The organism is Paracidovorax sp. MALMAid1276, from assembly GCF_049198005.1.
Classification (GTDB): domain Bacteria; phylum Pseudomonadota; class Gammaproteobacteria; order Burkholderiales; family Burkholderiaceae_C; genus Acidovorax.
In genome coordinates, this window is the sequence record NZ_JBMIRS010000072.1 from 1 (window position 1) to 24197 (window position 24197).

General features: G+C 67.4%; 23 protein-coding genes. 13 read left to right on the forward strand and 10 right to left on the reverse strand.

What is annotated here, in order from left to right; translation table 11 throughout:
- The first annotated feature begins 146 nt into the window (after positions 1-146).
- The 6 genes from dnaX to ACOQFS_RS04670 all read left to right on the forward strand — a co-directional run bounded on the left by dnaX (position 147) and on the right by ACOQFS_RS04670 (position 5587).
- Positions 147-2111 carry a DNA polymerase III subunit gamma/tau gene (dnaX, locus tag ACOQFS_RS04645; protein ID WP_421561744.1) on the forward strand — a complete coding sequence of 655 codons (1965 nt, stop codon included), beginning with the start codon at positions 147-149 and terminating at the stop codon, positions 2109-2111.
- Positions 2112-2228: 117 nt separating this feature from the next.
- Entirely contained in the window at positions 2229-2561 is a 333-nt protein-coding gene (locus ACOQFS_RS04650) for a YbaB/EbfC family nucleoid-associated protein (RefSeq protein ID WP_421561745.1), read from the forward strand.
- Positions 2562-2804: 243 nt separating this feature from the next.
- On the forward strand, positions 2805-3395 hold the full coding sequence (recR, locus tag ACOQFS_RS04655) for a recombination mediator RecR (protein ID WP_421561746.1): 591 nt from the start codon (positions 2805-2807) through the stop codon (positions 3393-3395).
- A 120-nt stretch (positions 3396-3515) separates the two neighbouring features.
- Complete coding sequence (locus tag ACOQFS_RS04660; protein ID WP_421561747.1) at positions 3516-3941, forward strand: MAPEG family protein; 426 nt, start codon at positions 3516-3518, stop codon at positions 3939-3941.
- Positions 3942-4217: 276 nt separating this feature from the next.
- A complete protein-coding gene (locus tag ACOQFS_RS04665) occupies positions 4218-5306 on the forward strand; it encodes an ABC transporter substrate-binding protein (protein WP_421561748.1) in 1089 nt (362 codons plus the stop codon).
- A gap of 128 nt (positions 5307-5434) precedes the next feature.
- Positions 5435-5587: a DUF3096 domain-containing protein gene (locus ACOQFS_RS04670; protein ID WP_409833704.1), complete on the forward strand. Its 153-nt coding sequence runs from the start codon at positions 5435-5437 to the stop codon at positions 5585-5587.
- A 30-nt stretch (positions 5588-5617) separates the two neighbouring features.
- Here ACOQFS_RS04670 and ACOQFS_RS04675 read toward each other — a convergent pair whose 3' ends face one another.
- Together ACOQFS_RS04675 and gloB are read right to left on the reverse strand one after the other, a co-directional pair.
- Positions 5618-7144, reverse strand: coding sequence for a transglycosylase SLT domain-containing protein (locus tag ACOQFS_RS04675; RefSeq protein ID WP_421561749.1), 1527 nt, complete (start codon positions 7142-7144; stop codon positions 5618-5620).
- The gene (gene gloB, locus ACOQFS_RS04680; protein ID WP_421561750.1) at positions 7141-7917 is read right to left on the reverse strand and encodes a hydroxyacylglutathione hydrolase; all 777 of its coding nucleotides are present in this window, start codon (positions 7915-7917) and stop codon (positions 7141-7143) included. Before gloB ends, ACOQFS_RS04675 begins: the two co-directional genes overlap by 4 nt.
- Here gloB and ACOQFS_RS04685 point away from each other — a divergent pair.
- The 5 genes from ACOQFS_RS04685 to ACOQFS_RS04705 all read left to right on the forward strand — a co-directional run bounded on the left by ACOQFS_RS04685 (position 7916) and on the right by ACOQFS_RS04705 (position 14580).
- Positions 7916-8821, forward strand: coding sequence for a class I SAM-dependent methyltransferase (locus ACOQFS_RS04685; RefSeq protein ID WP_421561751.1), 906 nt, complete (start codon positions 7916-7918; stop codon positions 8819-8821). The two genes, gloB and ACOQFS_RS04685, sit on opposite strands and share 2 nt — an antisense overlap.
- Entirely contained in the window at positions 8818-9267 is a 450-nt protein-coding gene (gene rnhA / locus ACOQFS_RS04690) for a ribonuclease HI (RefSeq protein ID WP_421561752.1), read from the forward strand. The genes ACOQFS_RS04685 and rnhA overlap by 4 nt, the downstream gene beginning before the upstream one ends.
- A gap of 195 nt (positions 9268-9462) precedes the next feature.
- Entirely contained in the window at positions 9463-10929 is a 1467-nt protein-coding gene (locus ACOQFS_RS04695; RefSeq protein WP_421561753.1) for an efflux RND transporter periplasmic adaptor subunit, read from the forward strand.
- Between the two features lie 50 nt (positions 10930-10979).
- On the forward strand, positions 10980-14153 hold the full coding sequence (locus tag ACOQFS_RS04700; protein ID WP_421561754.1) for an efflux RND transporter permease subunit: 3174 nt from the start codon (positions 10980-10982) through the stop codon (positions 14151-14153).
- A 208-nt stretch (positions 14154-14361) separates the two neighbouring features.
- Positions 14362-14580 (forward strand): hypothetical protein, encoded by a 219-nt coding sequence (locus ACOQFS_RS04705; RefSeq protein WP_421561755.1) that lies wholly within the window; start codon positions 14362-14364, stop codon positions 14578-14580.
- Between the two features lie 140 nt (positions 14581-14720).
- Here the strand turns inward: ACOQFS_RS04705 and ACOQFS_RS04710 are convergent, their stop codons facing one another.
- From ACOQFS_RS04710 to ACOQFS_RS04745, 8 genes are all read right to left on the reverse strand, one after another.
- On the reverse strand, positions 14721-15047 hold the full coding sequence (locus ACOQFS_RS04710; protein ID WP_421561756.1) for a thioredoxin family protein: 327 nt from the start codon (positions 15045-15047) through the stop codon (positions 14721-14723).
- A 75-nt stretch (positions 15048-15122) separates the two neighbouring features.
- Positions 15123-16478, reverse strand: coding sequence for a gephyrin-like molybdotransferase Glp (gene glp / locus ACOQFS_RS04715; RefSeq protein WP_421561757.1), 1356 nt, complete (start codon positions 16476-16478; stop codon positions 15123-15125).
- A gap of 258 nt (positions 16479-16736) precedes the next feature.
- On the reverse strand, positions 16737-17375 hold the full coding sequence (mobA, locus tag ACOQFS_RS04720; protein ID WP_421561758.1) for a molybdenum cofactor guanylyltransferase MobA: 639 nt from the start codon (positions 17373-17375) through the stop codon (positions 16737-16739).
- An 11-nt stretch (positions 17376-17386) separates the two neighbouring features.
- On the reverse strand, positions 17387-18526 hold the full coding sequence (gene moaA, locus ACOQFS_RS04725) for a GTP 3',8-cyclase MoaA (protein ID WP_421561759.1): 1140 nt from the start codon (positions 18524-18526) through the stop codon (positions 17387-17389).
- A gap of 117 nt (positions 18527-18643) precedes the next feature.
- Positions 18644-19405, reverse strand: coding sequence for an SDR family oxidoreductase (locus tag ACOQFS_RS04730; RefSeq protein ID WP_421561760.1), 762 nt, complete (start codon positions 19403-19405; stop codon positions 18644-18646).
- A gap of 52 nt (positions 19406-19457) precedes the next feature.
- Positions 19458-20045, reverse strand: a complete 588-nt coding sequence (locus tag ACOQFS_RS04735) for a DUF2889 domain-containing protein (RefSeq protein WP_421561761.1) — start codon at positions 20043-20045, stop codon at positions 19458-19460.
- A gap of 86 nt (positions 20046-20131) precedes the next feature.
- A complete protein-coding gene (locus ACOQFS_RS04740; RefSeq protein ID WP_421561762.1) occupies positions 20132-21565 on the reverse strand; it encodes an aldehyde dehydrogenase family protein in 1434 nt (477 codons plus the stop codon).
- Between the two features lie 93 nt (positions 21566-21658).
- On the reverse strand, positions 21659-22363 hold the full coding sequence (locus ACOQFS_RS04745) for a Crp/Fnr family transcriptional regulator (protein WP_421561763.1): 705 nt from the start codon (positions 22361-22363) through the stop codon (positions 21659-21661).
- A gap of 182 nt (positions 22364-22545) precedes the next feature.
- Between ACOQFS_RS04745 and ACOQFS_RS04750 the strand changes: the two genes are divergently transcribed.
- Together ACOQFS_RS04750 and ACOQFS_RS04755 are read left to right on the forward strand one after the other, a co-directional pair.
- The gene (locus ACOQFS_RS04750) at positions 22546-23070 is read left to right on the forward strand and encodes a DUF962 domain-containing protein (protein WP_421561764.1); all 525 of its coding nucleotides are present in this window, start codon (positions 22546-22548) and stop codon (positions 23068-23070) included.
- Positions 23071-23297: 227 nt separating this feature from the next.
- Complete coding sequence (locus tag ACOQFS_RS04755; protein WP_421561765.1) at positions 23298-24170, forward strand: bile acid:sodium symporter family protein; 873 nt, start codon at positions 23298-23300, stop codon at positions 24168-24170.
- Positions 24171-24197 lie beyond the last annotated feature (27 nt).

The following is a 24197-nucleotide window of genomic DNA, read 5'->3' on the forward strand; positions in this document are numbered from 1 at the left end:
CCTTCCCCCTTCTCTCGAATTGCTGCGCAATTCGGGAAGAGGGACAACGCCAGCGCGGCGGCGCGGCCCTTGCGCGGCGTTCGCTGGCCCTGGGGCGCGCCAGTTTCGGAGAGTTGGGGCCTGGCGGGCCCTAGAATCCACTTCCTATGTCCTACCTCGTGCTCGCCCGCAAGTACCGTCCCCGCAATTTCACCGAAATGGTGGGGCAGGAGCATGTGGTGCAGGCCCTCTCCAATGCGCTCACGCAGCAGCGCCTGCACCACGCGTATCTGTTCACCGGTACGCGCGGCGTGGGCAAGACCACGGTGTCGCGCATCCTGGCCAAGTCGCTCAACTGCCAGGGCCCCGATGGCAATGGCGGCATCACGGCCACACCCTGCGGCGTGTGCCAGGCCTGCACCGACATCGACAGCGGCCGCTTTGTGGACTACACCGAGCTGGATGCGGCCTCCAACCGGGGCGTGGATGAAGTGCAGAGCCTGCTGGAGCAGGCGGTCTACAAGCCCGTGCAGGGGCGCTTCAAGGTCTTCATGATCGACGAAGTGCACATGCTGACGAATACGGCGTTCAACGCCATGCTCAAGACGCTGGAAGAGCCGCCCGAATACCTCAAGTTCGTGCTCGCCACCACCGACCCGCAGAAGGTGCCGGTCACGGTGCTCAGCCGCTGCCTGCAGTTCAACCTGCGGCCCATGGCGCCCGAGACGGTGCTGGAGCACCTTACCCGCGTGCTGGCGCATGAAAACGTGCCTGCCGAGCCCCAGGCCCTGCGCCTGCTGTCGCGCGCGGCGCGCGGCTCCATGCGCGATGCGCTCTCGCTCACCGACCAGGCCATCGCCTTTGGCAGCGGCCAGCTGCAGGAGGCCGGTGTGCGCCAGATGCTGGGCGCAGTGGACCGTTCGTACGTCTTCCGCCTCATCGAGGCCCTGGCCCAGGGCGACGGCAAGACGGTGGTGGAGACGTCGGACGCGCTGCGCATGAACGGCCTTTCGGCCGCGTCCACGCTGGAAGAGATGAGCGCCGTGCTGCAGCGCATGGCCGTGTACCAGGCCGTGCCGCAGATGGCCGGTGCTGTGGATGCCAACGACCCCGAGGCTGCGGAAACCGCGCGCCTGGCCGCGCTGATGCCGGCAGACGAAACCCAGCTGCTTTACAGCGTGTGCCTGCACGGTCGCGGCGAGCTGGGCCTGGCGCCCGATGAGTATGCGGCGCTGACCATGGTGCTGTTGCGCCTGCTGGCCTTCAAACCCCAGGGCGGGGCGGCTGAAAAAAAAACTCTAGCGCCGACTGAATCCCGTCCTGCGGGGCCGTCGGAGGCTGGTGCATCGGCGGCGGCGCTTACCTCGACGCTGGGATCGACGCCCGGCCCGCTTGCGGTCTCTGCGGCACCGCCTGCAGCCGCTGCGCCGCCCGTGTCCCCAGAGCCTCCGCCCTGGCCGGATTCACCGGACGAGGATGGCGCAGGTGCTGCGGCGGCGCTGGCAGCCCCGCCCACGTTCCGGGCGGCAAGCACGCCCAACAATTCAAGCAGGCCCAGCACGCCGTTGCCGGTTCGATCCCCCGAAAATTTTGATCAAAAAATGGCCCCAGCGCTTGACCAGCAAGCGCTGAAAGCTCCTGAATTTGTAGCAATCCCGGTGCGCACGGCCCCTGAGCCCGGCGAGCGGCTTCAGCCCGCCGCCCAGCCCCTGACCGCGCCACGGCCCGTGTCCGCGCGCTACACGCCCACCGAAGAGGGCGATGTGTGGCATGCCACCGTGCAGCAGCTGGTGGCGGCCGAGGCCATTGCCGCGCTGGTGCGCGAGCTGGCCCTGCAGTCGCAGCTGGTCGCGCGCGATGGGGGCCACTGGCTGCTGCGCGTGGAGCGAGAATCCCTGAACCAGCCCGTGGCGCGCGAGCGCCTGCGCGCCGCGCTGGAGGCGGCGGGGCACGCCACGCAGATCAGCGTCGAGGTGGGGGTGGTCATCGACAGCCCCGCCCGCCGCAATGCCGCCGCAGCGGCCGAGCGCCAGCGCCGTGCCGAGGAGATCGTGATGAGCGACCCCTTTGTCCAGTCGCTGATGCGCGACTACGGGGCCAAAATTGTCCCTGGCAGCATCAAGCCTGCATGACCTGCGCGGCTTCTTGCACAGGATGTTGGCACCGGGAGGCCCGGCGTGCCGCCCGGCGAACCCCACCCTGCACCATCGATCTTTCTGACTGATTTCAACTGAAAAGGAAACCACACCATGTTCAACAAAGGACAACTCGCCGGCCTCATGAAGCAAGCCCAGGCCATGCAGGACAACCTGAAGAAGGCACAGGACGAACTGGCGTTCATCGAGGTGGAGGGCGAGTCGGGCGCTGGCCTGGTCAAGGTGCTGATGACCTGCAAGCACGACGTCAAGCGCATCACCATCGACCCCAGCCTGCTGGCCGAGGACAAGGACATGCTCGAAGACTTGGTGGCGGCGGCTTTCAATGCGGCCGTGCGCAAGGCCGAGGAGACTTCGGCAGAGAAGATGGGCAAGCTCACGGCAGGGATGCCGGGCCTCCCCGGCGGCATGAAATTCCCTTTCTGAGGGTTGGCTACTGCGCGCCAGCCATGCGTCGTTGGGCGGTGCTCGCAATCCTCACGTACAGGAAGTACGTTCCGGTTGCTGCGCTCCGTCCGCCTAGCCTGGCAGGCGCTCGCTACGCCCTTGAGGGCGGGGTGTGAACGCCTTCGTGAGGGCTTGCCAAATTCCAAGCCTCCGTTCGGGCTGAGCCTGTCGAAGCCTGGCGCCGCTATCTCCTACCCGCTCATCTGCATCGTCCGTTATCCCATGTCCACCACCAACTCCCTCGACGTTCTGATCCAGGCGCTGCGCCGGCTGCCGGGGGTGGGGGTGAAGTCTGCGCAGCGCATGGCGTTTCATCTGCTGCAGCACGACCGCGAGGGGGCGCTCGCGCTTTCGCGTGCGCTGTCGGATGCTGTGGGCACGGTGCACCACTGTGCGCGCTGCCACACGTTCACCGAGGCCGAGGTGTGCGGCACCTGCCTCGACCCGGATCGCGATGCCACGCGGCTGTGTGTGGTGGAGACGCCGGCGGACCAGGCGGCGCTGGAGCGCACGGGCGCGTTCAAGGGCCTGTACTTCGTTTTGATGGGGCGGCTCAGCCCGCTGGACGGCGTGGGCCCAAAGGAAATCGGCCTGCACAAGCTGATGGAGCGCGCGTGCGATGGCGTGGTGGAGGAGGTGATCCTGGCCACCAACTTCAATGCGGAAGGCGAGGCCACCGCGCATGTGATCAGCGAATCGCTCAAGAGCCGCGGCGTGCATGTGACGCGGCTGGCGCGCGGCGTTCCGGTGGGCAGCGAACTGGAGTATGTGGACCTGGGCACCATTGCCCACGCGCTGGTGGACCGGCGATGATGCAGCGCGCCTGCGTGGCCGGTCTCTTCCGGCTTGCGGCGTGCCTCTAGAATACTCACAATTTAATAGCTGCCAGCGCTTGCTCAATAAGCGCTGGGGCGCAAAAAGGCTTGAAAAATCATGAACACCAGCATGCACGTTGCACGGTTTACGGTGGCTTACTGGTGCGTGCTGATCGCAGCTCTGCTGCCCATCGGCTGCGCCTGGCTCGCCAAGAGCGGGGCCTTTGGCAAGCCCCGCCGCGACGGAGGTTTTGACAACCGCAATCCGCGCGAATGGATGGCGCGGCAGACCGACTGGCGGGCCCGTGCCAATGCGGCGCAGGCCAACAGTTTTGAAAACCTGCCGTTCTTCATCGGCGCGGTCATCATTGCCCACCTTCTGGGCGCGGGGCAGACGATGCTGGACATGCTGGCGTTCCTGTACGTCATGCTGCGCATCTTCTACATCATGATGTATGTCGCCGACATGCCGACGGCGCGCAGTGCCGTGTGGGCGGGCGCTTTTGTGGTGAACATTGCCATCCTGTTCGTGGGTTATCGGTAAGGTGAGGCGTGCCGCCGTGCCACGCAGCACGGCAGGCTGCACACGGGTGTCATGCGGCATGCGCCATGCGCTGTGGAGGCCGCGGCGCGGTTCTTACGTAGAAACCCCCACGGGCTCACCCTGATGCGCGCAGGCAGGGTTTGCGGCACGATTGTTGCAATGCAGCATTCGCTGTCCTGCTTTTTCGTTGATCTCGCTGCCTGCTGTGCCCTGACTGCGCTCCGCCGCCCCTGACAGCGCGGTGTGTTCCTGAACCCTTTCAACCCTCCTGATTCCGTGAATTCCCGTTTGCTCAGTCGCCGTGCGTTTGCCGCTGCCGTGTCTGCCTTGTCGGCCGCCAGTGTGTGCGCGCCAGCGCTGCTGGCGCACGGGCGCGCGCGGGCCGACGAGCCACACGGCGAGCCGCAGGGCCCGGCTGCGCTGGGGCGGCTCACGATTGCGGTGGGCGGCCAGGGGGTTCTCTATCACCTGCCGCTGGCGCTGGCGGACCAACTGGGGTATTTCCGCGCTGAGGGGCTCGATGTGTCTGTGCGCGACTTTCCCGCGGGCGCGCTCGCGCTGCAGGCGGTTCAGGACGGGGCTGCCGATGTGTGCTCGGGCGCGTATGAGCACACGCTCCGGCTGCAGTTGCGGGGGCAGTCATACCGTTCGCTGGTGCTGCACGGCCGCGCGCCGCAGCTGGCGCTCGGGGTATCCCAGCGCGCCCTGCCGGCCTACAAGGGCCTGGGCGACCTGGCGGGGCGCCGGGTCGGCGTGTCGTCCATCGGCTCGTCCACCCATCTTGCGGCCAGCCTGCTGCTGGCACGCGCCGGCATGGGCGCAGGCGATGTGAGTTTTGTCGGCGTGGGCTCGGGCGCGGCCGCCATGAGTGCGTTGCGCACGGGGCAGGTGCACGCCCTGTGCCATGCCGATCCGCTCATGACGCTGCTGGAACAAAAGGGCGACGTGCGCATCGTGGGCGATTTGCGTTCGCTGAAGGCGTCGCAGGACGTGCTGGGCGGTGTCATGCCCGCCGGTTGCCTGTATGCGCCGCAGGCCTTCGTGCAGAAACACCCGGCCCAGGCGCAGGCGCTTGCCAACGCGGTGGTGCATGCCCTCAAGTGGCTGCAGACGGCCGTGCCTGCCGACATCGTCAAGACCGTGCCGGCAGCCTTTCTGATGGGCGACCGCAGCGCGTACCTGACGGCATTCACCCGCGTGCGCGAAACCTATTCCCCCCACGGCCTGATGCCCGACGATGGCGCTGCCACGGCCTGGAAGGTGCTGGCTCGGGCCCACCCCGAACTGGGCGATGCGCGGGTGGACCTGGCCCGCACGTTCACCAACGACTTCGTGCGCAAGGCGCGCATCAAATTCAACGTGTAGGGACGGCGCCCCGGACTCGGGAAGATGGCTTACATTCGTCGGCTTCCCGGCGGGGTTAGCCTCAGCCGGCCGCCCTGGCCCGCGAGCCTTTGCGGCAGAAGCCTGTTCGATATTCCCAAGGATCGCCCATGACATTCACCCTCAGCATCGGCCCGCTCGTTTCGCTCATCGCGGGCATTCTCATCCTCATCATGCCGCGCCTGCTCAGCACCATCGTGGCCCTGTATCTCATCATCATGGGCATCCTGGGGCTGATGGGAATGCATTCGCTCAAGCTCTGAGCGCCCCGCAGGGCGCGGCACCGCAGGGGCTCAGCGGCGCCGGACCTTGGAGGGTGTTCCGCCCTTCCGGGCGGTGGGCGCCACCGCGCGCTTGCTGGCGCTGCTGGAGCGCGTGGCGCCGCTGCTCTCGCGCGCAGCACGCACGGGCAGGTACACGACCACCTGCTGGCCCGCCTTGAAGGCCGCATTGGCGCGCACATCGTTCCAGTCGGCCACATGGGCGGCCGTCAGCCTGTAGCGGCGGGCAATGCTGGCCACCGTCTCGCCCTTGCCCGCGCGCACCGTCGTCCGACGCGTCACCACTTCGGGCGTGAACGACAGCTGGCCGTTGTCGGCAAGGTGTGAGGAGACGTCCTGCCGGGTGGTGCTGGAGCGCGGCACCATGAGCGCCGATCCGGCCTTGATCAGCATGCGCGGCGGAATGTTGTTCACGCTGCGCAGATCGGCTTCGCTGATGCCGGCGCGCTGGGCAGCCTCCGCCACGCTCATGTTGCTGGGCACGGACCACACCGTCCAGCTTGCGTACTGGCCTTCGCGGCGGGCCTCCAGGTTGCGCTGGAACACCTTGGCGTTGTTCCAGGGCAGCAGGATCTGCGGCGTGCCCGCGGCGAAGATCACGGGCCGGTTGAACGAAGGGTTGAGGGCGCGGAAGTCTTCCTCGCGAATGCCGGCCAGCGAGGCCACCAGCGCCACGTCAATGTCGTGCGTGATGTCCACGGTCTGAAAGTAGGGGTGGTTCTCGATCAGCGGCAGCTCGGTCTTGAAGGCGTCGGGGTTGGCCACGATGTTCTTCACCGCCTGCAGCTTGGGCACGTACATGCGCGTTTCTGCGGGCATGTTCAGCTCGGTGTAGCTGGTGCCCAGGCCGGCCTTCTGGTTGCGCGCTATGGCGCGGCCCACGCTGCCCTCGCCCCAGTTGTAGGCGGCCAGGGCCAGGTGCCAGTCGCCAAACATGTTGTAGAGCTTTTGCAGGTAGTCGAGCGCCGCGCGGGTGGAGGCCAGCACGTCGCGCCGGTCATCGCGGAATGCGTTCTGCTTCAAGTCGAAATAGGTGCCCGTGGCCGGCATGAACTGCCACATGCCGGCCGCCTTGGCCACCGACACGGCCTGCGGGTTGAACGCGCTCTCGATATAGGGCAGCAGCGCCAGCTCGGTGGGCATGCCGCGGCGCTCCAGCTCTTCGACGATGTGGAACAGATACTTGCTCGAGCGCTCCGTCATCCGCTGCATGTAGTCGGGCCGGGTGGCATACCACTGCTCGCGGTCCTGTACCAGTTCATGCTCCAGATCGGGCATGGCAAAGCCCCGGCGGATGCGGTCCCAGAGGTCGGAAGGGGCCGACAGGGAGGCCACGCTGCCGTGTGCGGCTTGCGCCATCGCGATGGGTTCGAGGGGGCCGTTGGGATACACCGGCGTATGGGGCTTGAGGGGCGCCTTGGGCGCTGCGGGAGCGCTGCCGGTGGTGGAGGCGGTGTTGTCGCCCGGTAGCGTCTCCACCGTGGCGCATCCTGTCAGCCAGAGGGCACTGGCCAGGCAGGCGATGTGCAGAATTTTCATCGGAACTCGTTTTTCCATTGGCGCAGCGCGGCCATCACCGCCACGGCGTCTTCTTCGTGAACCTGCGGGTCGCGGCCCTTGGCGGCCTGGGCCACTGCGGCTTGCCGCACACGCAGGAAGGGGTTGATATCTCTCTCCAGCGCCACGGTGGAGGGCAGGGTGGGCAGGTTCTGCGCACGCAAGGTTTCACAGCGGCTGCTGTACTGGAGCAGCGCCGCGTTGCCGGGTTCCACACTGCGGGCAAACTTCAGGTTGGCCAGCGTGTATTCGTGGGTGCAGCACACGCGCGTGTCGCCGGGCAGCGCCGCCAGCTGGTCCAGCGAGTGCAGCATCTGCGCAGGTGTGCCTTCGAACAGCCGCCCGCAGCCGCCAGAAAAAAGCGTGTCGCCACAGAACAGCAGCGGAGCGCCCTGCGCGGCAGGGCAGAAATAGGCGATGTGTCCCGCAGTGTGGCCGGGCACATCGATCACCTCGAACTGCAAGCCCAGCGATGGCACCGCGTCTCCTGCGGACAGGCGGACCACGGGCTCGGGGATGCGCTCGCGGGCAGGGCCGTACACCGTGGCGCCCGTGGCTTCGCGCAGCGCGTCGACACCGCCGACATGATCGGGGTGTTGGTGCGTGACTAGAATGGCCTGCAAGTCCAGCTTCAGGTCGGAAAGCGCCTGAAACACGGGGGCTGCATCGCCGGGGTCCACCACCAGGGCCTGGCGGCCGTCGTGCAGCATCCAGATGTAGTTGTCGGTGAAGGCGGGCAGTGGCAGCAAGTTCATGAGCGATCAAATTATAGGTTTGCACCACTGGTTCGACTCCCCGCCCGGCAGGTACCTGCTGGCGTGGGAGCAGTCATGCTTTGACGACGCGGTGGCCGACATCTTTGGCTATCACAGCCTGCAGCTCGGCATGCCCATGCTCGATGCCCTGCGCGCCAACCGCATGCCCCACCAATGGCTGGCTCTGGGGCAGGAGGGCGTGGAGGAAGGCATGCAGAAGGGCGCACAGGTGGGCGATGCCGCCGCATCGGCCGGCCCGGCGCCGTCGTCGCCGCTTCCCCGCCGGGCCGTGGCGCTGCTGGCCGACCCGGTGGCCCTGCCGTTTGCAGAAGCCAGCCTCGACCTGCTGGTGCTGCCGCACACCCTGGAGCTGAGCATCGACCCGCATGCCGCGCTGCGCGAGGTGGAGCGCGTGCTGGTGCCCGAAGGGCGGGTGGTCATCAGTGGCCTCAACCCCGCCAGCCTCTGGGGCCTGCGCCAGCGGCGCGCGCGCCTCTACCAGCGGTTTGGCGGCAGCCGGCTCTACCTGCCCGACGTGGGTGAATTCATCGGCTATCGCCGTTTGCGGGACTGGCTGCGGCTTTTGAGTTTCGAAGTCGAATCGGCCCGTTTTGGCTGTTATCGTCCTGCCGTGCGCAGCACCGCGTGGCTGGACCGATGGGCGTTCATGGACCCGCTGGGCGAGAAGTGGTGGCCCATCTTCGGTGCCGCGTATTTCATGGTGGCGGTCAAGCGCGTGCATGGCATGCGACTGATGGAGCCCCGCTGGCGCAGCCAGCGACAGCGTGCCGCAGGCAGCGTTCCCATTGCCAACCGGGCCCGTGCCGCCCCGGCTTCGCCATCGCCATCCCCATCGGTGCCGCGAACGCAAACCCTTCAACAGATCAGAAAGAACGCAGATTGAACCAGGTAGAGATATACACAGACGGCGCGTGCAAGGGCAATCCCGGGCCGGGCGGCTGGGGCGTGCTGCTGCGCTCGGGCGAAGTGGAGAAGGAATTGTTCGGCGGCGAGCTGGGCACGACCAACAACCGCATGGAGCTGATGGCCGTGATCGAGGCGCTGGCCGCGCTCAAGCGGCCCTGCGCGGTGACGCTGTACCTCGACAGCGAATATGTGCGCAAGGGCATCACTGAATGGATCCATGGCTGGAAGGCCAAGGGGTGGCGCACGGCGTCCAAACAGCCTGTCAAGAATGTCGAGCTGTGGCAGCGGCTCGACGCCCTGGTCAGCACGGGCGGGCACCGCATCGAATGGCGATGGGTGAAGGGGCACTCGGGCGACCCGGGCAACGAGCGGGCGGATGGCTTGGCCAACAAGGGGGTGAACCAGGCGCTGGGGCGGGGCTAGTCTTCCGGCAGGGCGCGCTTGCCTCGCGCCACGCACGCAAAGGGCTCCTGCGGGAGCCCTTTTTGGTGCCCGCATGTAAAGCCCGGGTAAAACCTGAGCGGAAGGCCCCGGGGCACAGCGTCCATGCCTGCAGGGTCAGACACGCACTGATACATTGTCAGATTGACTTTTGTCCCCACCCGGTCAGATCCATCCATGGCGTCCAAGAAAAGAACCCTCGTTGTCGCAGTCGTCGGCATCGCTGTTGCGGCGGCAGCGGCCTGGTGGCTGCAAAAGCCGGCACAGGCGCCGCGCACCGAAGCCGCCAGTCCGGGGGCGGCGGGCTCAGGCCCTTCGGCGCAGGGGGGGGGCGGCCCCGCAGGCGCCCGTGGCGGCGCACCGGCGGCTGGCGGGCAGGCGGGGGCGGGCAGGGCGGTCGCCGTGGAAGCGGTGGCCGTGCGCCAGAGGGCCCTGCGGGACGATGCCGAGGCCGTGGGCAGCCTGAGGTCGCGCCAGAGTGTGGTGCTGCGGCCCGAGGTGAGCGGGCGCATCACGCAACTGAACTTCCGCGACGGCGAGCGCGTGCGCCGGGGCCAGGTGCTGGTGCAGTTTGACGACCAGCTGCCCCGCGCCCAGGTGCAGCAAAGCCAGGCCGAGCTGTCCATCGCCCAGGCCAACCACAAGCGCAACCAGGAGCTGGTGGCCCAGGGCTTCATCAGCCAGCGCTCGGTGGACGAAAGTGCCGCCAACCTCGAGGTGGCGCAGGCCAAGCTGGCACTGGCGCAGGCCACGGCTTCGCGCCTGAAGATCGTCGCGCCGTTCGACGGCATTGCCGGCATCCGCAACGTGAACGTGGGCGACTACCTCAAGGACGGCGCCGACATCGTCAACGTGGAAGACCTGGATGCGGTGTACGTGGATTTCCGCCTGCCCGAGCGCCTGCAGGGCAAGGTGCGCACCGGCCAGGCTGCGCAAGTGTCTTTTGATGCCCTGCCGGGCGTGCGCTATGCCGCCGTGGTGCAGGCGATCAACCCCCAGATCGACGCGGACGGACGCTCCCTGGCCGTGCGCGGCTGCATCGACAACCGCCGCCTTCAGCTGCGGCCCGGCATGTTCGCGCGCGTGACGACCGTGTTCGCCGAGCGCAGCGACGCCCGCGTGATTCCGGAGGAGGCCGTGGTGCCCGATGGCGCCATGCCCTATGTGCTGAAGATCGTGGACGGCAAGGAGCCGGGCACGCGGGTGGCCCAGCGCACTCCGGTCACGCTGGGTGCACGCATGCCCGGTTTTGTGGAGGTGGTGCAGGGGCTGGCTCTGGGCGATTTGGTGGTGTCGGCCGGCCAGCAGCGCATCCAGCGCGACGGCACCGCGGTGCGCGTGGTGCAGCTGGGCGGGGGCGCCGCCGCCGGTGGGGCGCAGGGGGCGGCTGCAAAGGCGGCGCCCGGCGCTTCGGCTGCGCGGACCGCCGAACCGGCAACGACGTCGGCAGCGGCATCGTCAACGGCAGCGACACCACCCGCTGCCGCGTCGGCTGCGGGGCGCCTCGCCGGCGCCACGCTGGTCGAGCCGCTTCCCGGTGCAAACCCCTGCCAGCAGGGTGCGGCCCCGGCCACGCGCGCGGCGCCTTCGGGGCCCGCTCCGCGTGCGCCCCTGGCGCAGCCGCCGGTGCGCTCGCCGGCCTGACCCGGCCCCCACCCCGCCGTCTCCCATTGCCCTGACTCCCTCCCACTGCCATGCAACTCGCTGAAATTTCCATCCGCCGGCCAGTGTTTGCCACCGTGCTGTCGCTGCTGGTGCTGCTGATCGGTGCGGTGAGCTTCACGCGCCTGTCGGTGCGCGAGTACCCCAAGATCGACGAGCCGGTGGTCACGGTCAGTGTGCGCTACGCGGGCGCCTCGGCCGAGGTGATCGAGTCGCAGGTCACCAAGCCGCTCGAAGACTCCATTGCAGGCATCGACGCGGTGGACGTGATCACCTCCATCAGCCGGGCCGAGCAAAGCCAGATCAGCGTGCGCTTTCGCCTGGAGAAAGACGCCGACAACGCCGCCGCCGAGGTGCGCGACCGCACCGCCCGGGTGCGCAACCGCCTGCCCGACGCGGTGGACGAGCCCGTGATCGCCAAGGTCGAGGCCGACGCCTCGCCCGTGATGTGGCTCGCCTTCAGCAGCGAGACGCGCAGCCCGCTCGAGATCAACGACCTCGTCAACCGCATCGTCAAGCCGCGCCTGCAGACCGTGACCGGCGTGGCCGACGTGCCCATCTATGGCGAGCGCAAGTACGCCATGCGCGTGTGGCTGGACCCCGAGCGCATGGCGGGCTACCGCCTGACCACGCAGGATGTGGAAGACGCCATCCGCCGCAACAACCTGGAGCTGCCGGCCGGGCGCATCGAATCGCAGCAGCGCGAATTCAGCGTCACCTCGCAAACCGATCTGGCCACCCCCGCGCAGTTCTCCAACGTGGTGATCCGCACGGTGAATGGATTTCCCGTGCGCATCCGCGATGTGGCCCGGGTGGAAGAGGGCGCGGCCAGCGACCGCAGCCGCGTGCGGCTGAATGGCCGCGAGGCCATCTCCGTGGGCGTGATCCGCCAGGCCACGGCCAATCCGCTCGATCTGTCCAAGGGCGTGCGCGAGATGCTGCCCACGCTCAAGGCCGACCTGCCGCCCGACATCGGCATCGACATCGCCAACGACAACTCGCTGTTCATCGACCGCTCCATCAAGAGCGTGTACACCACCATTGCCGAGGCGGTGGTGCTGGTGGCGCTGGTGATCTTTGTGTTTTTGCGCACCTTCCGCGCGTCCATCATTCCCATCGTCACCATTCCGGTCAGCCTGGTGGGCAGCTTTGCGCTGATGTCGCTGGCGGGCTTCTCGATCAACACCCTCACGCTGCTGGCGCTGGTGCTGGCCATCGGCCTGGTGGTGGACGACGCCATCGTGATGCTGGAGAACATCTACCGGCACATCGAAGAAGGGCTGGATCCGTTCTCGGCCGCCATCAAGGGGGCGCGCGAGATCGGCTTTGCCATCGTGGCCATGACGCTGACCCTGGTGGCCGTGTACGCGCCGCTGGCCTTCACCCCGGGGCGCACGGGGCGCCTGTTTGTGGAGTTTGCGCTGGCGCTGGCGGGCGCTGTGCTGGTGTCGGGCTTTGTGGCGCTCACGCTGTCGCCCATGATGTGCTCGCTGCTGCTGCGCCACAACCCCCAACCCAACTGGTTCGACCGCTCCATGGAGCGCTGGCTGACTGCGCTGTCGGGCGCCTATGGCCGCCTGTTGCGCTGGGTGGTCACCGCCCGGTGGGCGCAGCGCGGTGCCGATGGCACGCCCCAGAGCGGCGGCTGGCGCGGCGCCGTGTTCCAGGCCCGCTGGCTGGTGCTGGCCGTGATGGCCGCCAGCGGCATCGCGCTAGCCGTGGTGTACCCCAGCATGCGGCAGGAGCTTTCTCCGCTGGAAGACCGGGGCACCATCCTGGCCAGCGTCACCGCGCCCGACGGCGCCACGCTGGAATACACCAACCGCTATGCGCTGGAGCTGGAGCAGATCGGCCGTGGCTACGGCGAGTTCGACCGCATCTTCGCCAACATCGGCAACCCCACGGTGGCGCAGGGCAGCGTCATCTACCGCACGGTGGATTGGGAAAAGCGCGAGCGCACCACGCTCGATCTTGCGCGCGAGCTGCAGCCCAAGGTGTCCGGCCTGCCGGGCGTCAACGCCTTCCTCATCACGCCGCCGTCGCTGGGCCAGGGATTTCGCTCGCGCCCGCTCACGTACGTGATCCAGACCTCCGACAGCTACGAAAACCTCAACACGGTGGTGAAGGCCTTCATGGCCGAGATTGCGCAGAACCCCGGCATCGTGGGCCCGGACGTGGACCTGCGCCTGAACAAGCCTGAACTGCGCATCGAGGTCAACCGCGAGCGCGCCGCCGACCTGGGCGTGAGCGTGGACGTGGTGGCCAAGGCCATCGAGACCATGCTGGGCGGCCGCACCGTGACCCGCTACAAGCGCGACGCCGAGCAGTACGACGTGATCGTGCAGACCGAGGCGCGGGGCCGCACCACGCCCGAGAACATCGACACCATCTACGTGCGCGGCCGCAACGAGGCGATGATTCCGCTGTCCAGCCTGGTCACGGTGCGCGAAAGCGTGAGCCCGCGCGAGCTGAACCACTTCGGCCAGCGCCGCTCGGCCACCATCACGGCCAACCTCTCGCCCAGCTACTCGCTGGGCGAGGCGCTCAGCTTCATGGGCACCACGGCGGCCAAGGTGCTCAAGCCCGGCTACACCACCGATCTGAACGGCATCTCGCGCGAATTCAAAAGCTCGCAGGGCGCTTTGGGCATCGTGTTCGTGCTGGCGCTGGTGTTCATCTTCCTGGTGCTGGCCGCGCAGTTCGAGAGCTTTGTCGACCCGCTCGTCATCATGCTGTCAGTGCCGCTGTCCATGATCGGCGCGCTGCTGGCCCTGAAGTGGAGCGGCGGCTCGCTCAACGTGTATTCACAGATTGGCCTCATCACGCTGGTGGGCCTGATCACCAAGCACGGCATCCTGATCGTGGAGTTCACCAACCAGCTGCGCGAGCAGGGCATGGAGATGGTGGATGCGCTGGTCAAGGCCTCCGAGCAGCGCCTGCGCCCCATCCTGATGACCACCGGCGCCATGGTGCTGGGCGCGATTCCGCTGGCATTGGCGACGGGCGCCGGCGCCGAAACGCGCACGCAGATCGGCTGGGTGATCGTGGGCGGCATGTCGCTGGGCACCTTGCTCACCATCTTTGTGGTGCCCACCATGTACACACTGTTTGCGCGCAAGGCGGTGCCGGGGGCGAACACGGCGGTGGCGGCGGACGTGCCTGCGCATCCGCTGCATCCGCAGGGGCATGATTACGTGGCTAAGTAGTCAGCAGGAAGATAAGAAGGGCCCGACTTGACCCTTCAACTGCGCGAAGGCTGCTTCGGGCCCAATGCTGACGGCTGGGCCGAGGATCGCTGTGGGCAAACTTGCACACTCGAAACTAAAGATTGCCGTTGGGAGGTCCTCCACAATTTGTGCGGGCGGTATCCTCGTAGCGCCGCGCGAAGGCGGCCATCAAACCCTAGCACCGAACATGAATCAACGCGACGCGGCAGCAATAGCTGCCCCTCTGGAAGCCGCTATTGCGCAACTTTCGAAAGCTCTATTGGAAGCCGAGGCACGTTTGGATGAACGGGCTCTTGAGTCCTTCAAGCGCTTGATCGGAATACATGTTGGCAAGCTCTCGCATGAGTTGCTCGACCCAATCTACGATGAACATCCGAGTGTGATGCCAGAAGGCTTGAGGAATTGAAGGCCCCCCTTACCCACCGGCTGCTCATGGCCGATTCCGGTCATGCATCAGCGCGGATGTTGTGGGGTGTGAGAGCTCATAACATCCATTCGCGCAGCCCAATGCTCAGTGGCGCGAGATTCCCATAGGAATCCGAAAGTTTAGGCCCCGATCACCTGCACCGCTTCCTGCAACTCCTGCCCCCTCTGCGGCCTCACCAGCCGCGCCACTTCCTTCCCATCCTTCAAGAACACCAGCGTAGGCCAGAGCTTGACCCCAAAGCTTCGGCCCAGGCGCTGGCCGGGGCCGTCTTCGACCTTGATGTGGGCGATCTCGGGGCGGTCTTTGAGTGCGGCTTCGATCAGCGGCTGGGCGCGCTGGCAGTGGCCGCACCAGGGGGTGCCGAACTCGACGACGGTGGCGCCGGTGGTTTGGTCCACTTCGGCGCGGGTGGGGGGCTGGGCCAGGTGTTGGGCGGTGTATGTCATGGCTGTCACTTCTCGCAAAACTTCAGGTTAGCCAGGCGCCACCGGGCGCGGGCGGGGCGGGGGCGCGTGGGGTTGTCAGATCACGCCGTCAAACACCATCACGTCCACCGCGTCGCCCACGGCCACGTTGCCCTGGCCGTGGTGCAGCACGATGAGGCCGTTGGCCTGCACCATGGAGCTGAGCACGCCCGAGCCCTGGTTGCCCGTGGTGCACACCTGCAGCGTGCCGTCGGGCGCGGTGGTGACCCGGCCACGCTGGTACTCGGTGCGGCCGGGCTTTTTGCGCATCGCCTCGGTGCTGATGGCGCGCAGCAGCGGCGGTGCGCTGTGGGTGCTGCCCATCATGCGCAGCAGGGCGGGGCGCACAAAGGCCAAAAAGGTCACCATCACCGCCACCGGGTTGCCGGGCAGGCCGAACAGCACGGCGCCGTTGTGCGATGGGTCAGTATCATTTTGATAGCTGTCAGCGCTTGATGGATAAGCGCTGGGGGCTGTTTTGTCTTGATTTTTGCTGCCGGCAATGCGCCCCACCGCCATGGGGCGGCCGGGCCGCATGGCGATGCGCCAGAAGGCCACGTCACCCAGCTGTTTCATCATGGTGCGCGTGTGGTCGGCTTCGCCCACGCTCACGCCGCCGCTGGTGATGATGGCGTCGGCCTGCTGGGCAGCTTGGCGAAACGCAGCTTCGAGCAGCGCGGGCTCGTCGCGCACCACGCCCAGGTCGATCACTTCCACCCCCATGCGCGTGAGCAGGCCGAACACGGTGTAGCGGTTGCTGTCGTACACCGCGCCTTCGCGGGGCGGCTCGCCCAGGCTCAGGATCTCGTCGCCGGTCGAAAAGTAGGCCACGCGCAGGCGGCGGAACACGCGCACGGTGGGCAGGCCCAGGCTGGCCACCAGGCCCAGGGCGGCGGGGGTCAGCCGCTCGCCGCGGGCCAGGGCCACCCGGCCTTGCATGATGTCTTCGCCCTTGAAGCGGCGGTTGTCGCCGGTCTTCAGCACATCCGCCGCAATGGTGATCTGTCCGTCACCGCCCGCCGTGGTGAACTCCTGCGGCACCACGGTGTCCAGGCCCGCCGGCATGATGGCGCCGGTCATGATCTTCACGCACTCGCCCGCGCCCACGGCGCCCGCCCAGGCCTTGCCCGCCAGCGCCGTGCCCACCACGCGCAGCGTGAGGGGCTGGCCAGGTGCCAGCTGATCGCCGGCAAAGGCATAGCCGTCCATGGCGGAGTTGTCGTGCGGCGGCACGCTGATGGGGGAGACCACGTCCTCGGCCAGCACGCGGCCCAGGGCGCTGAACAGCGGCAGGGTTTCGGTGCCGGTGACGGGCTCGACCAGCTGGTCCAGAAACTGGTTCACATCGGCGGCGCTCAGGGCCTGCGGGTCGTAGCCTTGCAGTTCGGCGGCAATCTGGGCAATGGTTTTCATGGGGTGTATCGACAGCAAAACCAGGGAGGAAGGCGGCAGGGCAGGGGCCTTGGGTTGTGACGACGGCGACCCGGCTTCGACGGGCTCAGCCCGAACGGTGGGTGGGGTTTCAGCGTGTGCTTTAAGGCAATCTTTGCCGGTTGGCGGCTTCGAAGGCTTGCAAAGGGCCTTGGAGGGGCCGGGTTCTTCGTCATCGCTTTCAAGCTTCGCAGCCGTTCACCCTGCGCCTGATGCCACGCCGCGTCGCGCTGCGCCCGATCAGGCCCCCGGCGCGCCGGTGCCTTCGAGTGCATGCAATTCGGCCAGGGTGTTGGCGTTGAAGAAAGCCTGAAGGTCATCGCCCGGCTGGTCAAACGGCACGATGGCACAGCGGTGCTGGCCCGTCCATGCGTCGATCTTGCGGCCGCCGGCCTGTGTGAAGGCGACCAGGCTTTCGAGCAGGCCCACACGCAGCAGGCAGAACACGGGCTGGGTGCGCACGGCGGTCTGGCCTGTGCCGTCGTCCTCGGGGGCGGCGGCCATGGCGATATCGGCGTCCTGGGCCTCGGCCGCCGCGGCGAGGCGCTGTGCCAGGTCCAGCGGGAACAGCGGCGTGTCACACGGCACGGTCAGCAGCCAGGGGGTTTCGCAGCGCTCCAGCCCGGTCAGAAACCCGGCCAGCGGCCCTGCGTAGTCGGCCAGCACGTCGGGCCACACGGGTGCGCCAAACGCCTCATAGGCCGCCAGGTTGCGGTTGGCGTTGACCATCACGTTGCCGGTCTGCATCTGCAGCCGCATCAGCGTGTGCAAGGCCAGCGGCAGGCCGCGAAAGTTCTGCAGGCCTTTGTCGACCCCGCCCATGCGGGAGCCCCGGCCTCCGGCGAGGACTAGGCCGGTGATGTCGTTGGGTTCAATCATTCGTTCAATCGTTATCCACCGATGTAGCTCATCTCCACCCGCCGCGCGCCGCCCGGCGTGGTGTCTGCCGGCAGGCTGCTGCGCAGCTCCGAATACCGATCTGCGCGCTGCTGCCAGATGGGCGCGATGGCCGAGGCAATGGCTTCGTCGCTGGCGCCGCCGCGCAGCAGGGTGCGCAGGTCGTAGCCCTGGGTGGCAAACAGGCACAGATAGAGCTTGCCCTCGGTGGAAAGCCGCGCGCGGTTGCAGTCGTGGCAGAAGGCCTGGGTCACGCTGCTGATCACGCCCACCTCGCCCAGCGCAGGGTCATGCTGGCCCGCCGCGTCGGCATAACCCCAGCGCTCGGCGGTTTCGCCGGGGCTGCTCGGGTCCAGTTGCACCAGCGGCAGTTCGGCGCGCAGGCGTTCGATCAGCTCGGCCGACGGCAGCACCTCGTCCATGCGCCAGCCGTTGGTCGCGCCCACGTCCATGTATTCGATGAAGCGCAGCGTGGTGCCCGTGCCGCGAAAGTGCCGCGCCATGGGCAATATTTCATGCTCGTTGGTGCCGCGCTTGACCACCATGTTGACCTTGATCTGCGACAGGCCCGCCGCATGCGCCGCCTCGATGCCCGCCAGCACGTCGGCCACCGGAAAGTCCACATCGTTCATGCGGCGGAACACCGCGTCATCCAGGCCATCCAGGCTCACGGTCACGCGGTTCAGGCCCGCGTCCTTGAGCGCGCGGGCCTTGCGGGCCAGCAGCGATCCGTTGGTGGTGAGTGTGAGGTCGGGTGGCAGCCCGTCCACCGTGCGCAGCGCAGCCAGCTGGGCCACCAGGGCTTCCAGGTTCTTGCGCAACAGCGGCTCGCCGCCCGTGAGGCGGATCTTGCGCACACCGTGGGCCAGAAAGAGCCGGGCCAGCCGCGTGATCTCTTCAAAGCTCAGCAGCGCGCCTTGCGGCAGGTAGGGGTAGTCCTTGTCGAACACTTCCTTGGGCATGCAGTAGTTGCAGCGGAAGTTGCAGCGGTCCGTCACGCTGATGCGCAGGTCGCGCAGCGGGCGGCCCCGCGTGTCGGTGAGCACGCCCGTGGGGGCCACCGGGTGCGCGGGCACCCGCGCCGCCAAAGCGGCGATGCGTTGGTCCACCAGGGGAATCACACGTTCGGCCATAGACCCCGGATTTTGCCGCAGCCCGGCGCCGCTGCCGACATGCCCCTGGCAGTGCCAGGGGCCGCTGTGGGGTTGGGCGCCCGTCGCGCGGCGCCAGGGCGCCCCCGCCGGGGCGTGTCAGACGCAGCGCCCGCCGTCCACCTCGATGCACACGCCGCTCACAAAGGCCGCTTCGTCGCTTGCCAGGTACAGCGCCGCATTGGCCACGTCGAGCGCCGTGGAAAAGCGGCCCAGCGGAATGGTGGCCAGGAACTTGGCGCGGCGCGCCTCGTCCACCGGGCCGCCCGCAAACTCGGCAGCCAGGCCCGTGTCGGGGTTGAACACGGGGTTGATGCAGTTCACGCGGATGTTGTCGGGGCCCAGCTCGGCCGCCATCGACTTGCTGGTGATGATGACGGCGCCCTTGGAGCCGTTGTACCAGGTGAGGCCCGGGCGGGGCCGCAGGCCCGCGGTGGACGCAATGTTGATGATGCTGCCGCCGCCCGCCTGGCGCAGTGCGGGCACGGCGTGGATGGCGCTCAGGTAGATGCTCTTCATGTTGATGGCATAGACCTTGTCGAACTCGTCCTCGCTCACTTCCAGCATGGGGCGGTTGCGGTGCGTCCAGCCGGCGTTGTTGACCACCACGTCCAGTCGGCCGTACAGGCGCAGGGCTTCGTCGACCATGGCCTTGACCTGGGCCGAGTTCGTCACGTCGGCCTTGAAAAAGGCGGCGGTGCCGCCGGCAGCGGTGATCTCGGCCACCACGCGCTGGCCGCCCGCCTCGTTGATGTCGTTCACGATGACCTTGCCACCTTCAGCGGCCAGGCGCTTGGCAATGCCTTCGCCAATGCCATTGCCGGCGCCGGTGACGATGATGGATTTGTTCGAAACGCGCATGGGTGGGTCTCCTGGGATTTAATCAAAATTGATAGCTGTCAGCGCTTGTCCATCAAGCGCTGGAGGCTGTTTTTTCTATATTTTTTGGGGCCATGATCTCTGCCCGGCCATAGAACTGCGGGAAGTATTCCTTCACCCCGTTGCCGTTGAAGTCCCAGCCCGTGCATTGGCCCAGGTGGCGGGGCGGCTCGTCGGGGTTGCTGGACGAGAACACGGCGGGCACCGACTGGAAGGCGGCCGTGGCCAGGTTGAACAGCAGCTCGCGCAGGTGCGTGCAACTGGCCACGCCGCCCAGGTGCTTCTGGATGGACTGGCGCCAGCCGCGCGCCATGCTGCAGCCCACCATCTGCTGCAGCGCGGCCCGCGCCTCGGTGCAGCCGGCCAGCGGGTGGGCATCCATGGCCACGTCGATGGCCTGCACCACCAGCTGGCGGTTCACCGTCACGCGCAGCCACATGTGGTGGATGGCCTCGCCCGCCAGGCGCTGTTTGCTGGGGTCGCGGAACGACGTCGCGTCGTAGGCCTTGCTGTCGTGCAGCTCGCCTTCGATGTCCCACAGGCCATCGTCGCGTTCAAAGCCCTGGTAGTTCACCCGGCGGACATGTTTCAGGGTGCGGGGGGCGGGGGGGCTCAGGGGCATGGCAAAAAAAGGCGTCGTACGGAAGGGGCAGAGGTTAGCGGGCCCCACCCGCGCCGTCGTGCGCAGGTGCGACACCTTGTGCGCAATCAACCGTACTTGATGGCCACCGTCTTCAGGGTGGTGAAGCCATACAGTGCTTCAAAGCCCTTTTCGCGCCCGTAGCCGCTGGACTTGACGCCGCCAAACGGCAGCTCCACGCCACCGGCCGCGCCATAGTTGTTGATGAACACCTGCCCGCTCGCCACACGCTTGGCCATGCGGAACTGGCGGGCGCCGTCGCGCGTCCAGATGCCCGCCACCAGGCCAAACTGCGTGGCGTTGGCCAGCTCCACGGCATGGTCTTCGTCCTGGAAGGCCATGGCCGACAGCACGGGGCCGAAGACTTCTTCCTGCGCCAGCCGGTGCTGCACGGGCACATCGCGCAGCAGCGTGGGCGCCTGGTAAAAGCCGGTGTCGGGCGCTTCATCCACCACCACGCCCTGGGCCACCATGGGGATGCCCGCGACTTGCGCGTCAGAGAGGAAGTCCCACACGCGCTGCTGCTGCGTCTGGCGGATCAGCGGGCCCACATCCAGGTCCATGGCGGCGGGGCCCACGCGCAGCGCTTCAAAGGCCTTGCCCAGGCGCTCCAGCAGGGGTTCGTAGATCAGCGAGTCGATCAGCACGCGCGAGCCGGCCGAGCAGGTCTGGCCCGCGTTCTGCACGATGGCGTTGATGACCACGGGGATGGCGGCATCAAGGTCCGCATCCGCAAAGATGATCTGCGGGCTCTTGCCGCCCAGTTCCAGCGTCACGGGGCAGTGGCGCTCGGCAGCCACCTGCTGGATCAGCGTGCCGATCTTGGGGCTGCCGGTGAAGCTGATGTGGTCGATGCCGGGGTGGCGCGCCAGTGCGTCGCCCACCTCATGGCCGTAGCCGGTGACGATGTTGAGTGCACCGGCCGGGAAGCCCACCTCGGACGCCAGCTGCGCCACGCGGATCAGCGACAGGCAGGCGTCTTCCGCCGGTTTGACCACGCAGACATTGCCCGCCGCCAGCGCGCCGCCCACGCTGCGGCCGAAGATCTGCATGGGGTAGTTCCAGGGGATCACATGGCCCGTCACGCCGTGGGGCTCGCGCCAGGTCAGCACGCTGTAGCCGTCGGGGTAGGGGATGGTCTCGCCGTGGAACTTGTCGCACGCACCGGCGTAGAACTCGAAGTAGCGTGCCAGTGCGATGGCATCGGCCCGCGCCTGCTTGGTGGGCTTGCCGCAGTCGCGCTGCTCCAGCGCCGTCAGCTCGTCGGCATGCTCCAGGATCTTGGCCGAGAGCTTTTGCAGCAGGCGGCCGCGCTCCACCGGCGCCAGCTTGTGCCACACCGCGTGGTAGCACTGGCGCGCCGCACGCACCGCCGCGTCGATGTCGTCGGCGTTGCTGCGCTGGATCTCGTCGAAGGGCTGGCCGTCGGACGGATCGATCACAGGAATCGTGCGGCCCGAGGCGGACGGCACCGAGGCGTTGGCGATGTAGTTCAGTTGCATGGCCGTGATTGTGCCCGGAAATGGAATGTGTGCTTATTATTTGTGTAAAAAATGCCTTGAGCGCTTATCCATCAAGCGCTTGCAGCTATACAACTAATAGCATGAGGCGCGCAGGGCCGCCAGGTCCAGAATCTCCACCTCGCCGCGCTGCACCCGCACCAGGTGGCGCGCCTCCAGCTCCTTGAGGATCTGGTTGGTGGTCTGGCGCGAAATGGCCAGCATCAGCGACAGCTGCTCTTGCGAGATACCAATCACCCGGCGCGACTGGCCCTCGGCGTTCCACTGGCCGTAGCCCTCTGCCATCATCACCAAGCGGCGCGCCAAGCGCTGCGGTGCGGGCAGCAGGGCCAGCTCTTCCACCGCCACAAAGGCCGAGCGCAGCTTGTCGGTGAGCAGCAGGGCCAGCGCATGCCAGTGCTCGGGGTGGGCCTGCAGCCATTGCTGCAGCCGCTCGTGCGGGATGTGCAGCAGCGTGGTGGGCTCGGTGGCGTGCGCGTCGTGCGTGCGGGCCGAGTTGTCAAACACCGAGATCTCGCCAAACCAGTGCGGCGGCTCCAGCCGGATCAGCAGCGCAGAGCGCGCCTCGTCGGCCCGCCCCCCGGTGCCCGAGATGGCCACCGCGCCGCGCAGCACCGCATACAGCCCGCAGGGCGCATCGCCGCGCAAGAACAGCACCTCGCCCGCCTGCAGGGCCTTCAGTTGGGCCATGGCTATCAGGGCATCGGCAAACGCGGGCGGCAGGTGGGCAAACCAGCGGCCAGACTGGAGCACGGGCAGATGGGCGGATGGCAAAGTCATGCGGGCTGGCTGGAGAGGCGGGGCCGAAGGTGCGGCGAGGAGGCAAAGGATAGGGCAGGGGCGCAGGCGCCATGGCGGCCGTCGTGCCACCGGCGGGGCCGCGTTTTGTCGGTTGCACGACAGACCCCGCGCCCGCTGCGGGTGACCATGGATGCTGCTCAAAACAATATCCGGAGACACCCATGAAAACCCTGATCGACCACCTCGCGCAGTACGCCGCCTACCACCGCGACCCGCGCAACATCCACACGCATTTTGTGGGCGTGCCCATGATCATGTTCGCGGTGGTGGTGCTGCTGTCGCGCCCCACGTGGCAGCTGGGCGACCTGCCGGCCAGCCCCGCGCTCGCGGCGGCGCTGGCCAGCTGCTTCTTTTACTTCCGGCTCGACTTCCGCTTTGGCGTGGCCATGGCCGCGCTGCTGTCGGCCATGCTGGTGGGCGGGCAGTGGCTGGCGCTGCAAGGCACGGCACTGTGGCTGGCGGCGGGCGTGGGGCTGTTTGTGGTGGGCTGGGTGATCCAGTTCATCGGCCACTACTACGAAGGCCGCAAGCCCGCCTTTGTGGACGACCTGGCGGGCCTGATCGTGGGGCCGCTGTTCGTGGTGGCCGAGCTGGGCTTTTTGCTGGGCCTGCGCAAGGAGGTGCAGGCTGAGATTGAAGCGCGCAGCGGCCCGGTGCGCTTGCAAACCGGGCGGGCTGCCGCCTGAAGCATTGCAACGCTGCAAAGCCATTGTGGAATCGGCATCGCGGAACTTGAAATTTCCGTTCGGGCTGAGCCTGTCGAAGCTCGCGCAGCGCTTCGACAGGCTCAGCGTGAACGGTTCCAGTGATTTCCTGCCGACCCAACAAGCCTCAGCGGCAACGCCTGGCTGCCGCCTTCATTACCCTGCCTGAAGCCTGAACGGAGCGCGGCCCCTGTGGCCTGCGTGTGCCCATGAGTTTTGTATCCATCCTGCCCACGCTGCTGTTCATCGCGCTGGGCCTGGTCATGTTCGGCCTGGGCCTGTCGCTCACGGTGGCCGACTTCAAGCGCCTGCTGCAGCACCCGCGCGCCGTGCTGCTGGCCCTGGTGCTGCAGGTGGCGGTGCTGCCCGCCGCCTGCTATGGCCTCATCGTGCTGCTGGGCGTGCCGCCCGTGTATGCCGTGGGGCTGATGCTGCTGGCCGCGTCGCCCGGTGGCGTGTCGGCCAACCTGTTCAGCCACCTTTTCGGCGGCAACGTGGCGATGAACATCTCGCTCACGGCCATCAACACGCTGCTGTCCATCGTGAGCCTGCCGCTCATCACCAACTGGGCCATCGCCACGTTTGCCAACACCGGCCAGGTGGTGCCGCTGCAGTTCGGCAAGGTGCTGGAGGTGATCGTGGTGGTGCTGCTGCCCGTGGTGCTGGGCATGGGGGTGCACCGGCGCGCCCCGGCGTTCAGTGCGCGCATGGAAAAGCCCATGAAGCTCTTTAGTGCGCTGGTGCTGGCCGCCTTTGCGCTGATCGCCATCGTGAAGGAATGGGCGGCGCTGTCGGCCTCGTTCGCCGACATCGGCCCGGCCGTGCTGCTGTTCAATGCGCTGAGCCTGGGCGCGGGCTACTTCGTGCCGCGCGCGCTGGGCATGGACAAGCCCATGGCCACCGCCATCGGCTTCGAGATTGGCATCCACAACTCCACGCTGGCCATCTTCATCGCGCTGTCGGTGCTGGGCAACTTCCAGCTGGCGCTGCCCGCAGCCGTGTACTCGGTCAGCATGTATGTGATGGCGCCGCTGTTCGGCGGACTGGTGCTGAGGCGCAGGGCGGCACTGGCGGCCGCCTGAGGGGATGGAGCCTGTTCAATGTCTTTT